This window comes from Kitasatospora sp. NPDC127060, assembly GCF_042724935.1.
In the GTDB taxonomy this organism is placed as follows: domain Bacteria; phylum Actinomycetota; class Actinomycetes; order Streptomycetales; family Streptomycetaceae; genus Kitasatospora.
In genome coordinates this window covers 27,291-40,872 of the sequence record NZ_JBHXEG010000062.1, presented here as the reverse complement: position 1 = coordinate 40,872, position 13,582 = coordinate 27,291, and the positions used below count along the sequence as shown (strand labels likewise).

Below are 13,582 nucleotides of genomic sequence, written 5' to 3'. Positions count from 1 at the left end.
CCGAAGTGCTGGAGGACGGCGGACCAGGGTTCGCGGTAGGTGGCCCGGTCGTCGGCGGGCTCGCCGGCGTTGTAGGCGTCCCTGACCTCTTCCGCGGTGAAGTACGTGGTCGGGGAGGGGTGGGCGCCGCGGTCCACGGACGTCAGCTGCCCGTTCTGGCGCAGGCTGACCCGGCCCCAGACGCCGATCTCGGGGTGTGTGCCGAGTTCGGCGTTCGGCACTTCCAGGACGATGGCGAAGACGTTCTTGTCGGCACCCCAGGCCACGCCGGTCCACTGGAACTTGGCGACGATGCCGTCGAGGTCGGCGAAGGACGGGTCGCTGCGGAACCCGGCGTAGAACGTGTACGGCCCGGAGTGCGCCGCGGTGGTCTCGGCGCCGAGGTTCACCGGCACGTCGATGAAGAGCTCCTGGCCGAGGGCCTCGTGGGAGCGGGCCTGCTCGCCCGTGGCCTGCAGGACGGTGATGCTCTGGCGGCCGTCCTCAGGCGGGGAGAAGACGAAGCTGTACGCCACGTCCGAGCGGTGGTCGCCGTCGCCGCCGACGCTGACGGCCGCGCCTTGTTGCCGGCCCGTTGTCCATCGATCGTCTGCCGGGACGCTGGGCTCAGGTGCTGCCCGGGGTGCCGCGGCCGTGTTGACCAGGGCGTTGACTGTATGCCGACGAGGTCGTTGATCGCCTGTCTACCAGTATCCCTGACCGTATATCAGGTCCGGTCACGGACTCGGTGGCTTCCGGACGGGGCCGCCGGCGGACGACTCAGGAGGACTCGAATGTCCGTATTCCCCTTCGCGTCCGCGCCGCGGCCGTCGCGGCCCTGGTCATGACCGTCGCGCTGCCCTCGCGGGCACGGCCACCGCCTCGGCGGCGGTTCACTCTTCCAGCTCGCGCCCGTTCACGAGAGCCCCGCCGGACATCTCCGGTCCGGCCGGTGATCGGACGGCAGCTCGTCCGTGGACCGCACGGGGGCCCCGGGGCGCCACCTCCCGGATGGCTAGCCGACGGACGGGATTCCCGGTTCCGGCATGTGATGATCGAAATCCGGCCACGTGACGCGGGTCATGCGCTGGGGGCTCCATTCAACCGGAAAAGGAGCCTCCTGGTCCGGAGACATATTCAGGTGAGTGGCCTATGGCGCGCGCACCACATTCCCGCCATAGGGGTCGCATCCAGCATGGAGGCGAAATAATCAAATATCGGACATCGCGGCGCGCTTGGGATGTTCCGAACGCCTGATCGCTCGATCTGGATCAAGCCACCCTATGGTTCGAATCTAACTGTCCTGTTTAGTTTCTGACGGCAGTGAGGCATCGATGACTGCCGAGGGGTGCGGCAGTGGGACGTCAATGAATGCCGCGGGGGGTTGCGGCGCTGACATTGAGCGCTGTTCCTCGAGTCCGCGCCATGTGGGGGCCGTAGTGGGTCGCACACAGCCCCACCGCCCAAGGCCGTCCAATGCTCCGGGTTTATTCCGAGGGCCACCCCAGCATTACTGTGACATTCCTGCCGCCCAGTCCTGCCCGAAGGGATTTTTGGCATGACAACCGTGCGCCGCACACTTGGCGTTCCGCCATTTTTCTGCCCTTTGCCCGACGCCGTGTACGACAAGCCGGAGGAAATAGATGCCGGCGCCGTCGCCTGGATGTTCCGGCAAGGGTTCCGCAAGGAGGGTGACTGGCTGCCGCGCATGAATGCGGGTTCGTACACCGCACACTGCATGCCGTACGTCCTCGACCGGTGCGCCGAGATCATCACCTATGTCATGTACTGGGGCGGCGCCTGGGACGACGACCTCGACGTCATCCCGGGGCTGGACCAGCCCGCACCGCTGACGGTCCACGTCAGCCGTCTCAAGCACATCCTCGCCTCGCCCAAGTCCGTCGTGCCGCCCGGAGACGCGTACCTCTCCTCCTTCCAGGACTTCTGGAACCACATCTCCACCGTGTCGACCCCGGGCCAGCTCGAGCACCTGCGCCAGGGTTTCTGCAGCTACTTCGACGGCGTGCTGTGGAAATGTGCGAACCAGAGCCTCGGTGAACTCCCCGAACTGGGCGACTACCTGATCATGCGTGGCAACGATGTGGCCGGCCCCTGGCTGACCGCACTCACTCCGATCGGCGGCGGCTACGAACTGACCGCGGCCGAACGCCTCGATCCCCGGGTGCGCGCCGCCTCCGAAGCCGTATCCGTCATCGTCGGTCTCGACAACGACCTGATCTCCATTCACCGGGAGAATCTCCAGGGCTTGTTCGACCAGAACGCCATCAGCATCATGGTGCGCGACCGGCAATGCACGCCCGAGGAAGCGGTCGCCGAGGTCCGCGCGCTGCGCGACCGAATCATGTCCCTTTATCTGAATCTGCGTGACCAGGTCTCCGCGACCGCCCGCCCGGAACTGCGGCGATACGTCCACGAGATCGGCTACTGGATTCGCGGGCACATCATCTGGGCGGACTTCACCACCCGTTACTGCGCGCCTGTCGACCCGGAGACCGGCGAAGAACAGGACTTCGGTGGCTACGGCCTGGTCTGGGCCGACGAGCCGGCTGACGCCAACCCCGCGCCCCTGCCGATTCCACAGATCGCCTGGTGGTGGGACCAGTTGGAGAAGTGACAGCGGCGACGCAAAGTCCGACAGGTCCACAAGTTCGCCACCAACCGCATGGAGGTTTGTTCCGTGACAGGCCAGGAAACCCGCAGCTACACGAAGGGCAGCGCACCGAATGCCCGGCCCGTGCTCGGGCACGCGAATCAGCTGCGCAGCGACCCGCTCACCTTCCTCCGATCACTGCCGGAGCAGGGCGATCTCGTGAAGATCATGGTGGGGCCGACCCCCATGTACATCGCGTGCCACCCCGATCTGGTCCACGAGATGCTGACCGACAAGGTCAAGGACTTCGTCAAGGGCGGTCCCGTGATGGACCGCGTGCGCACGGTCCTCGGAGACGGGCTGGTCACGGTCGACGGCCTCGTCCATCGCAAGCAGCGACGCCTGATCCAGCCGTCCTTCCACCCTGCGCGCATCGCCGAGTACGTCGGCATCATGCAGAAGCAGGCAGCCGTGTCGGCTCATGAATGGCCGGAAGGCAAGAACGTCGACCTCCTGATGCAGATGGGCAACCTCAGCGCCGACGTGGCGCTGAGCTGCCTCTTCTCCGAGCCCGGTGAGGGCGAGGTGCGCCGGGGCGGTCACCACGGTCTCCCGACGGCCCTGAACACCGTGATCGACGGCATGTTCTTCCGCATGCTCAACCCGCTGCCGGCGCTGTCCTTCCTGCCCACTCCCGGCAACCAGCGCTACAAGCGGGCGGAGGCGCAGCTGCACCAGGTGGTGAACGAGACCATCGACCGCTACCGCCGCTCGGGCGACGGCGGCGGTCTGTTGCGCACGATGATGACGGAGGTCGACGAGGAGGGGCACCGCTTCACCGACCAGGAGCTGCACGACCAGTCCATCACCCTGCTCCTCGGAGGCGCGGAGACCACCGCCGTCCTGATGTCGTGGATCTTCCACCTGCTGCACGAGAACCCGCAGGTCGCCGCCAAGTTGCACGCGGAGCTCGACGAGGTGCTGGCCGGCCGCCCGGTGACGGCCGAGGACCTGAAGAAGCTGCCGTACACCCGCAACGTCGTCGCCGAGGGTCTGCGCCTCTACCCGCCGGCCTGGCTGCTCAGCCGTCGTGCCGCTGTCGACACCACGCTCGGCGGGCTGCCCGTGCCGGCCGGCACCGAGCTGTCGTACAGCCCCTTCCTACTGAACCGGGACGCCCGCTACTTCGACGCTCCCGACAGCTTCGAGCCGGACCGGTGGCTCACCATGTCGACCACTCCGCGCAAGGGCGCCTACCTGCCCTTCGGCGCCGGGAACCGCAAGTGCATCGGTGACGCGTTCGCCCTCACCGAGGCCCAGGTCATCGTGGCCACCGTGGCCCAGTACTGGAAGCTGGACCGCGCGCCGGGCACCCGCCCCACGCGCGCCCTCGTGCGGATGAGCCTGCGTCCCGACCAGCTCACGGTGGTGCCGACCCGTCGGCAGCCGGCACGCGAGCCGCAGTCCGCCGCGAGCTGATCCCGTTCCGTTCGACCGACAGGGGCCCGGCGGGTGCCGCACCGGGCCCACCCCTGCCCGGCATGCCCTCCACCATGTGAACCCGCATGTACGGAGGGCATGCCATCCGGCGCGGCCCGAACGCCCACCACGCGCCCCTCCCTCGGCGACCCGCACCTGCGGTGCGGCCCGGCGACTGCCGGGACCCTCCTTCGCCCGGCCGGAAAGTGATGCCTCTCGGCGCTTTCCCTCCCATGCCACGTCCTCGCGGACGCGGCCACATGGTCTTGACAAACAGGAGTAACGACATGAACTCGACCGCCAGCCTTCGCGAGCTGGGAGCCGACGCCCTGGACTCGATTCATCTGCGCGGCCTGATCGACGAGCGGTTGAACGCCTTCCTCGACGCCAACTGCGACAGGCAACCCCACCTGGTCTCGCTCATCGAGCACCTGCGTGGCTTCCTGACCGCCGGCGGCAAGCGCATCCGGCCGCTCCTGTGCATGGTGGGCTGGCACGCGGCGGGCGGATACGGCGACACGGGGCCCGTCATCGGCGCGGCGGCCTCGCTCGAACTCTTCCACGCCTTCACCCTCATCCACGACGACGTGATGGACGCCTCCGACACCCGGCGTGGCCGTCCGACCCTCCACCGGACGCTGGAGGCGGGTGCGGACGCCACGACCGCCGAGCGGTTCGGCACCAATAGCGCGATCCTGCTCGGCGACCTGGTCATGGTGTGGTCGGACGAGCTGCTGCACTCCAGCGGCATCGACCACGAGCGATTGGTCGCCGTCCGACCGCTGCTGGACGCCATGCGCACCGAGGTGATGATCGGTCAGTACCTGGACCTGCTGGCCACCGGGAAGCCCAACGAGGACGTCGAACGGTCGCTGGCCGTGATCCGCTACAAGACGGCGAAGTACACCGTGGAGCGGCCGCTGCACATCGGCGCGGTCCTTGCCGGAGCGGACCAGGCCCTGCTGGACGTCTTCACCGCCTACGCCCTTCCGATCGGCGAGGCCTTCCAATTGCGCGACGACCTCCTCGGCGTCTTCGGCGACCCGTCCGAGACCGGCAAGTCGGTCCTGGACGACCTGCGGGAGGGCAAGGCGACCGCTCTGATGGCACACGCCCTCCACGCCGCCGGCGCCGAGCAGGCGCGGGTGCTGAGGTCCCTGGTCGGCGACCCGGACCTGGACGAGGCAGGCGCCGAGACGGTTCGCGGGATCCTGCGGGCCACGGGCGCCGCCGACAAGGTGGAGCAGATGATCACCGATCGTGTGCAGCGTGCCCGGCGGGTCCTGGACGAGACCCCGTTCCCGGACGAGGTCAGGAAGACCCTCGAAACCTTCGTCACCACCACGACACTCCGGACCACCTGAGCACCACGTCGGCGCGGGTCGCCACCGTCCCGGCGCCGCCACACGCGTCGCTCGCCTCGCGAGCCCACCCCGTCCGGAACCCGCTGCCAGGGGGGCGACCGGGGGAGAACCGGCCCGGCACCCGCCAGGGAGGCGGTTCCGCGAGCACGCACCGTCGGGTGCGGCTCGACGCCCTGGCCCGCCCTGCGCGATGACATCGCTCGCGCCGGCGGCCGCGACCGCCGGCCACGGTGGTCCGGGGGTGGCCCGGCATGACGCGGCGCCCGGTCGAACGGGCTTACTTCATTCCTTCCTAGAAATCTGGATGACGCGATCTCAATGGAATTTCGACAAGGGGAGCTGAGCACGTCGACTCCACCGGCCTCGGCGGCAGGGACAGCGGACAGCCGCCGTGCTCGCTCGGTCGGCACCGGCCACGCCCATGCCAAGGCCATTTTGCTGGGGGAACACGCGGTCGTCTACGGAGCCCCGGCGCTCGCCCTGCCCGTTCCGCAGCTGTCGATCACCGCCAGCGTCGGGTTCTCCACCCGCGGTGAAGAACCGGCAGGTGTGTCCTTCACGATGACCGGATCCGCCTGGAAGGAGGTCGGAACGCAGGCATCCGAGGGGCTGCGTCGGCTGACCACCGACTTCAGGGCATCCACGGGCATCGACGACGGCCGGCATCTCGATGTGATCATCGACGGTTCGATCCCGCTCGGCAGGGGGCTCGGCTCCAGCGCGGCCTGCGCCCGTGCCGTCGTCCTCGCCCTGGCCGACCTCTGCGGCCGCGAGGTCTCGCAGCGGACGGTGTTCGACATGGTGCAGACCGCCGAGAACGTGGTGCACGGCAAGGCCAGCGGCGTCGACGCCATCACCGTCGGCGCGAGCGCGCCGTTGCTGTTCCACGCGGGCGAGGCCCACACGCTGCTGGTGGGCTGCGACGCGCTGTTTGTCATCGCGGACAGCGGCACCGTCGGCAGCACCAAGGAAGCGGTCGACAAGCTGCGGGAGAGGTTCCGACTCCACGCCGGAGCACAGGAGCGGTTCGTCCGCCGGGCGTCGGAACTGACCGGCGAAGCCGTGACCACCCTCGCCGCCGGCCGGCCGGAGGAGCTCGGCCTCCTGCTGACGGAGTACCACGGAATGCTCCGCGAGGCCGGGCTGAGCACTGACCGGATCGAGGGGATGGTGAGTGCCGCGCTCGCCGCAGGAAGCCTCGGCGCCAAGATCACCGGGGGTGGACTGGGCGGCTGCGTCCTCGCTCTGACCCAGCCCGAGCAGGCGAGAGAGGTCACCCGGCGGCTGCACGAAGCGGGGGCCGTGCAGACGTGGATCGTCCCACTGAGGAGGCTCGTCACGCATGTCTGAGCAACAGATCACCGTGCGCCGCCTGCAGGACCGGCAGGACGCGAACGGGGCCACCGCCGTCGCGCACCCGAACATCGCGCTGATCAAGTACTGGGGGAAGCGCGACGAGCGCCTCTTCCTGCCGTGGACCAGCAGTCTCTCGATGACTCTTGACATCTTCCCCACGACCACCCGGGTCCACCTCGACGCCGAGGCTTCGGACGACGAAGTGACCTTCAACGGCGTACCCGCGGCGGGCGAGGAGCGGCGGCGCATCGCCGGGTTCCTCGACCTGGTGCGCCGGCGGGCCGGGCTCACGCACCGGGCCGTCGTCGACACCCGCAACACCGTACCCACCGGGGCGGGCCTGGCGTCCTCCGCCAGCGGCTTCGCCGCGCTCGCCGTCGCCGCCGCCGCCGCGTACGGACTGGACCTCGACGGCACCGGTCTCTCCCGCCTGGCCCGCCGCGGTTCCGGCTCGGCCTCGCGGTCGATCTTCGGCGGCTTCGCCGTCTGGAACGCCGGCAACCCCACGGCGCCGCCCGCGGAGGCCGACCTCAGCTCCTACGCCGAGCCGGTACGGACGGGCGACCTCGACCCCGCACTGGTCATCGCGGTGGTCAACGCCGGCCCCAAGGAGGTGTCCAGCCGCGCGGCGATGCGTCGCACCGTCGAGACCTCGCCCCTGTTCGAGCCTTGGGCCGCGTCGAGCCGGGACGACTTGACCGAGATGAGGGCGGCGCTCCTGCGCGGCGACCTCGACGCGGTGGGTGAGATCGCTGAGCGCAACTCTCTCGGCATGCACGCGACCATGCTGGGCGCGCGCCCTGCAGTGCGCTACCTCGCGCCCGCCTCGCTCACCGTCCTCGACAGCGTGCTGGGGCTGCGGCGCGACGGCATACCGGCCTACGCGACCATGGATGCCGGACCGAACGTCAAGGTGCTCTGCCGTCGTACGGACACCGACCGGGTCGCCGAGGCCGTGCGCGACGCTGCCGCGGGCGGCACCGTGCACATCGCCGGGCCCGGACAGGGCGCCCGCCTGGTTGACGCGGGCGGACGATGACCTCCGGGCGAACGGTCGTCCGCAGTGCGCCCGGCAAGCTGTTCGTCACGGGCGAGTACGCGGTGGTGGAGCCCGGTACACCGGCCATCGTGGTGGCCGTGGACCGGGAGATCACCGCCACGGTGACCCTCTCCGAAACGGCCGACATCGTGATCTCCTCCGATCTCGTCCCCCGGGCGGTGAACTGGCGATGGCTCGACGGCCGGCTCCACGCTCCCGGCACGGAGAACGGGGAAGCCGACGGACACGGCGCGCGGGGCGCACTGACGCACGTGGTGGCAGCGGTCGAGACCGTGGGACGACTGCTGGCCGAACGCGGCCTGCCCATGCCCGGGCTGGACCTCTCGATCGGCAGCCGGCTGCATGACAACGGCCGCAAGTACGGCCTGGGGTCGAGCGGCGCGGTGACCGTGGCCACGATCGACGCCATCACGTCCCTGTGCGGACTGGACCTCTCACCCGACGCCCGGTACCGCCTGGCCGTGATCTCCTCGGTCGGGATCGACCCCGTGGGCTCCGGCGGTGACCTCGCCGCCAGTACCTGGGGCGGCTGGATCGCGTACCAGGCACCCGACCGGGCCTTCGTGCTCGACCTCACCCGCCGGTACGGCGTCGAGGAGGCGTTGCGCACGCCCTGGCCGGGCCACTCGGTCCGGAGGCTTCCGGCCCCGCGCGGCCTCGCCCTCGAAGTCGGCTGGACCGGCAACCCGGCCTCCACCGCCTCCCTCGTGTCCGGTCTGCACCGCCGGATCTGGCGCGGCACCGCGTCGCACCGCGCGTTCGTGGAGACCTCCACCGACTTCGTACGCGCCTCGATCACCGCTCTCGAGGCCGGCGACGACCAAAGCCTGCTGTACCAGATCCGCCGTGCCCGGCGGGAGTTGGCCCGCCTCGACGACGAAGTCGGGCTCGGCATCTTCACACCCGAGCTGACGGCCCTGTGCACGGTCGCCGAAACCGTCGGCGGTGCCGCCAAGCCGTCGGGCGCGGGCGGCGGCGACTGCGGCATCGCGCTGCTCGATGCCGAGGCCATGCACGACATCTCACATGTACGGCAGCGGTGGGCCGCGGCCGGGGTGCTGCCCCTGTCCGTCCGGCCCGCCCCGGAAGGGACCGAGAAATGAGCGCTCAGCGCAAGGACGACCACGTCCGGCTCGCCATCGAGCAGCAGGACACCCGCAGCGGGATCAACCAGTTCGACGAGGTGTCCTTCGTCCATCACGCCCTGGCCGGCATCGACCGGCCGCAGGTGTCCCTGGACACGACCTTCGCCGGGATCTCCTGGCAGGTGCCGCTCTACATCAACGCGATGACCGGCGGGACCGCCAAGACCGGTGTCATCAACCGAGGTCTGGCGAGAGCGGCCCGCGAGACCGGGGTGCCCATCGCGTCGGGCTCGGTGCACGCCTACCTGAAGGACCCGACGTGTGCCGACACCTTCCGCGTCCTGCGCCAGGAGAACCCCCACGGTTTTGTCATGGCAAATGTCAACGCGACGGCATCGGTCGACGACACCCGGCGTGCCCTCGATCTGCTGGAGGCCGACGCCCTGCAGATCCACGTCAACACGGCGCAGGAAACGGCCATGCCGGAAGGCGACCGGTCCTTCGGGTCCTGGGTCCCGCAGATCGAGAAGATCGCGGCGGCCGTTGACGTACCCGTGATCGTCAAGGAGGTCGGCAACGGCCTGAGCCGGGAAACCGTCCTGCTGCTGCGACAACTGGGGGTCCGCGCGGCGGACGTCGGCGGCCGGGGCGGCACCGACTTCGCCCGGATCGAGAACGGCCGGCGACCGCTCGGCGACTACGCGTTCCTCCACGGCTGGGGCCAGTCCACCGCCGCCTGTCTCCTGGACGCTCAGAGCGCCGGTCTTCCCGTGCTCGCCTCCGGCGGCGTCCGCCATCCCCTCGACGTCGCCCGCGCCCTGGCCCTGGGCGCCTCCGGCGTCGGGGCCTCCGGAGTGTTCCTGCGCACCCTGCTCGACGGCGGTCCCGAGGCGCTGATCGAGCAGCTCACGAACTGGCTGGACCAGCTCGCGGCCCTCCAGACCATGCTCGGCGCGCGCACTCCCGCGGACCTCGCGAGCAACGACCTGATCATCCACGGCACCCTCCGTTCCTTCTGCGCCGACCGGGGCATCGACACGGGGCGACTCGCCCGGCGTTCCCGATCGGCCGACACCCTCCACAACGCGACAGGAAAAGCACAGTGACCGACACACACGCCATTGCCAGGGTCCCCATGAAGTGGGTCGGACCCCTTCGAGTCTCCGGGAACGTCGCCAACACCGAGACCCACGTTCCCCTCGCCACCTACGAGACACCGCTGTGGCCCTCCGTGGGCCGCGGCGCGAAGGTGTCCATGCTCACCGAGCAGGGCATCGTCGCCACCCTCGTTGACGAGCGCATGACCCGCTCGGTGCTCGTCGAGGCGACCGACGCCCAGACCGCGTACACGGCCGCCCGCGCCATCGAGGCGCAGATCGAGGAACTGCGCGCCGTGGTCCGCAGCTGTAGCCGGTTCGCCGAGCTGCTCACCGTCCGGCACGAGATCGCGGGCAACCTGCTGTTCATCCGGTTCGAGTTCAGCACCGGCGACGCCTCCGGCCACAACATGGCCACGCTCGCCTCCGACAATCTGCTGACGCACCTGCTGCGGACCGTTCCGGGAATCTCCTACGGATCGATCTCCGGGAACTACTGCACGGACAAGAAGGCGACCGCGATCAACGGCATCCTCGGCCGCGGGAAGAACGTGGTCACGGAACTGCTCGTCCCGCGCGACGTGGTGGAAGGCGTCCTGCACACCACTGCCGCCAGGATCGTCCAGCTGAACATCCGCAAGAACCTGCTCGGGACCCTGCTGGCCGGCGGCATCCGCTCGGCCAACGCCCACTACGCCAACATGCTGCTCGGCTTCTACCTGGCCACCGGCCAGGACGCGGCCAACATCGTCGAGGGCTCCCAGGGCGTCACCCTGGCCGAGGACCGCGACGGTGACCTCTACTTCTCCTGCAATCTGCCCAACCTGATCGTCGGCACCGTGGGCAACGGCAAGGGCCTGGAGTTCGTGGAGACGAACCTGACCCGCCTCGGCTGCCGCGTGGACCGCGCCCCCGGCGAGAACGCGCGCCGGCTCGCCGTCATCGCGGCGGCGACGGTCCTCTGCGGCGAGCTCTCGCTGCTCGCGGCGCAGACCAACCCGGGTGAACTCATGCGTGCACACGTCGAACTGGAGCGCGACAACAAGACAGCAAAGGTCGGTGCCTGAACATGTCCAACGCCGCTTCCTTCGGAATCCACGATCTGTCCTTCGCGACGACCGAATACGTCCTGTCGCACGCGGCACTCGCCGAGTACAACGGCACGGAGATCGGCAAGTACCACATAGGCATCGGCCAGCGGTCGATGAGCGTGTGCGCCGCGGACGAGGACATCGTGACCCTGGGGGCCGCCGCCGCGGCCCCGATCATCGCCCGGCACGGTTCCGAACGGATCCGGACGGTGGTCTTCGCGACGGAATCCTCGATCGACCAGGCGAAGTCCGCCGGCATCTACGTGCATTCACTGCTCGGCCTGCAATCGGCCTGCCGCGTCGTCGAACTGAAGCAGGCCTGCTACGGAGCCACGGCCGCCCTGCAATTCGCCATCGGACTCGTACGACGCGACCCCGACCAGCAGGTCCTGGTGATCGCGAGCGACGTCTCCAAGTACGAACTGGACAGCCCCGGCGAGGCGACCCAGGGTGCCGCCGCGGTGGCGATGCTGGTCAGCGCCGACCCCGCCCTGGTCTCCATCGAGAACGCCTCGGGCCTGTTCACCGCCGACGTGATGGACTTCTGGCGGCCGAACTACCGCACCACCGCCCTCGTCGACGGGCAGGAATCCGTCGAAGCGTACCTGCAGGCGGTCGCAGGCAGCTGGAAGGACTACGGCGAGCAGGGCGGGCGCGGACTCGACGAGTTCGCCGCGTTCTGCTACCACCAGCCGTTCACAAAGATGGCCTACAAGGCACACCGCCACCTGCTCAACCACGCGGGCCACAGCGCCGACCAGGCTGACATCGAGCACGCCATCGGGCGGACCGTGGCCTACAACACCTCCATCGGCAACAGCTACACGGCCTCGGTGTACCTCGCTCTCGCCGCGCTGCTCGACCAGGCGGACGACCTGACCGACCGGCCCATCGGCTTCCTCAGCTACGGTTCCGGCAGCGTCGCCGAGTTCTTCGCGGGCACGGCCGTCCCCGGCTACCGCGAACACCTGCGGACCGCAGCGAACCTGGCGGCGATAGCCAGGCGCAAGCCGGTCGACCACGCCCGCTACCGCGAGCTGCACGAGCGGTCCTTCCCGGCGGACGGCGGGGACCACCCCACCCCGCAGGAGACCACCGGGCCCTTCCGGCTGGCCGGCGTCAGCGGTCACAAGCGCATCTACCAGGCGCGCTAGAACACCTGCGATCCCGAACACCTGCGGTCCCATGCGTGCGGGGGCAGCCTCCGCGGCTGCTCCCGCACGCGCCCGCCACGGCCGCAGGCCAGTTCTACCCACACCGTTCTCCATCCATTTGAGGGGAGGGCAGCCGTATGACCGACGTCAGGATTCTCGGTACGGGTGCCTATGTGCCGGAGCGAATCGTGTCCAATGACGAGGCCGCGGCGGCGGCGGGGGTCGACGACGCGTGGATCACCGACAGGACCGGCATCCGGGAACGGCGATGGGCTGCCGACGGCCAGGCCACCTCGGACCTGGCCACCGCCGCGGGGCGTGCCGCGCTGAGGTCGGCCGCCATCTCCGCCGAGGAGCTGTCCGTGATCGTGGTCGCCACGTCCACACCCGACCGGCCGCAACCGCCCACCGCCGCCTACGTCCAGCAGCGGCTCGGCGCGAGCGGCGCGGCCGCGTTCGACGTCAACGCGGTCTGCTCCGGCACGGTGTTCGCGCTCTCCGCGGCCGAGGGCGTACTCGCCCGCACCGGCGGCCATGCGCTGGTCATCGGTGCGGACCTGTACTCCCGCATCCTGAACCGGGCCGACCGCAGGACCGTGATCCTGTTCGGGGACGGCGCCGGAGCCGTGGTCCTGGGGGCGCCGGTCGACCACGGACCACGTGTCCGGCACCTCTCACTGCACTCGTTCGGCGAACTGTCGGGGCTCATCGAGGTGCCCGCCGGCGGCAGCCGCATGCCGGTGGACCGGACGGTCCTCGACGCGGGGCTCCAGTACTTCGCGATGGACGGGCGAGGCGTGCGGAACTTCGTCGGTGACCACCTGCCGCAGCTGGTCAAGGGATTCCTGCACGAATGCGGTGTCGCGCCCGACGACATCGACCACTTCGTACCGCACCAGGCCAACGGCACCATGCTGGACAGCGTCTTCGCCGACCTGGCACTGCCCCGCGCGACCATGCACCGCACCCTGACGCACTACGCCAACACGGGAGCCGCCTCCATCCCGATCACCCTGGACGCGGCCGCCCGCGCTGGCGCCTTCACCCCCGGCGACCTGATCCTCCTGGCCGGCTTCGGCGGCGGTATGTCGGCGGGATTCGCGCTGGTCGAGTGGTGAGAAGGCCCGGGCCGGTGGGGAAAGCGCCGTAGTGAAGTTCCATCCCGCGGTTGGACACTCTCCGTCTGCGCTGCGAGGGCGTGACCTTGCCGGTGCCGCTGGCGGGTCGCGAGTGGCGTGAGGTAGCCCCACTCGGGGTGTTTGCGTAGGCGCCTGCGGTTGTAGAAGGTCTCGATGAAAGAGAAGAC

The 13,582-nt window shown here is 69.7% G+C and carries 10 protein-coding genes and 1 pseudogene; 10 read left to right on the top strand and 1 reads right to left on the bottom strand.

Annotated features, from left to right (window positions below; genetic code table 11):
- Positions 1-29: 29 nt before the first annotated feature.
- Positions 30-389 (bottom strand): annotated as a pseudogene (locus tag ACFWIS_RS28705) (DUF4331 family protein); the annotation flags it as partial.
- A gap of 1,148 nt (positions 390-1,537) precedes the next feature.
- Between ACFWIS_RS28705 and ACFWIS_RS28700 the strand changes: the two are divergent.
- The 10 genes from ACFWIS_RS28700 to ACFWIS_RS28655 all read left to right on the top strand — a co-directional run bounded on the left by ACFWIS_RS28700 (position 1,538) and on the right by ACFWIS_RS28655 (position 13,394).
- On the top strand, positions 1,538-2,614 hold the full coding sequence (locus tag ACFWIS_RS28700) for a terpene synthase family protein (protein WP_380454473.1): 1,077 nt from the start codon (positions 1,538-1,540) through the stop codon (positions 2,612-2,614).
- 63 nt (positions 2,615-2,677) lie between these two features.
- Complete coding sequence (locus ACFWIS_RS28695) at positions 2,678-4,069, top strand: cytochrome P450 (protein ID WP_380454475.1); 1,392 nt, start codon at positions 2,678-2,680, stop codon at positions 4,067-4,069.
- Positions 4,070-4,356: 287 nt separating this feature from the next.
- The gene (locus tag ACFWIS_RS28690) at positions 4,357-5,433 is read left to right on the top strand and encodes a polyprenyl synthetase family protein (RefSeq protein WP_380454477.1); all 1,077 of its coding nucleotides are present in this window, start codon (positions 4,357-4,359) and stop codon (positions 5,431-5,433) included.
- Between the two features lie 318 nt (positions 5,434-5,751).
- Positions 5,752-6,783 (top strand): mevalonate kinase, encoded by a 1,032-nt coding sequence (gene mvk, locus ACFWIS_RS28685; protein WP_380454479.1) that lies wholly within the window; start codon positions 5,752-5,754, stop codon positions 6,781-6,783.
- On the top strand, positions 6,776-7,828 hold the full coding sequence (gene mvaD / locus ACFWIS_RS28680; protein ID WP_380454481.1) for a diphosphomevalonate decarboxylase: 1,053 nt from the start codon (positions 6,776-6,778) through the stop codon (positions 7,826-7,828). The genes mvk and mvaD overlap by 8 nt, the downstream gene beginning before the upstream one ends.
- The gene (locus ACFWIS_RS28675) at positions 7,825-8,952 is read left to right on the top strand and encodes a phosphomevalonate kinase (RefSeq protein WP_380454483.1); all 1,128 of its coding nucleotides are present in this window, start codon (positions 7,825-7,827) and stop codon (positions 8,950-8,952) included. The genes mvaD and ACFWIS_RS28675 overlap by 4 nt, the downstream gene beginning before the upstream one ends.
- Positions 8,949-10,040 carry a type 2 isopentenyl-diphosphate Delta-isomerase gene (gene fni, locus ACFWIS_RS28670; RefSeq protein ID WP_380454485.1) on the top strand — a complete coding sequence of 364 codons (1,092 nt, stop codon included), beginning with the start codon at positions 8,949-8,951 and terminating at the stop codon, positions 10,038-10,040. The genes ACFWIS_RS28675 and fni overlap by 4 nt, the downstream gene beginning before the upstream one ends.
- Positions 10,037-11,098, top strand: a complete 1,062-nt coding sequence (locus tag ACFWIS_RS28665) for a hydroxymethylglutaryl-CoA reductase (protein WP_380524035.1) — start codon at positions 10,037-10,039, stop codon at positions 11,096-11,098. The genes fni and ACFWIS_RS28665 overlap by 4 nt, the downstream gene beginning before the upstream one ends.
- Positions 11,099-11,100: 2 nt before the next feature.
- A complete protein-coding gene (locus ACFWIS_RS28660; RefSeq protein WP_380454487.1) occupies positions 11,101-12,276 on the top strand; it encodes a hydroxymethylglutaryl-CoA synthase in 1,176 nt (391 codons plus the stop codon).
- Between the two features lie 137 nt (positions 12,277-12,413).
- The gene (locus ACFWIS_RS28655; RefSeq protein ID WP_380454489.1) at positions 12,414-13,394 is read left to right on the top strand and encodes a 3-oxoacyl-ACP synthase III family protein; all 981 of its coding nucleotides are present in this window, start codon (positions 12,414-12,416) and stop codon (positions 13,392-13,394) included.
- Positions 13,395-13,582: the final 188 nt, after the last annotated feature.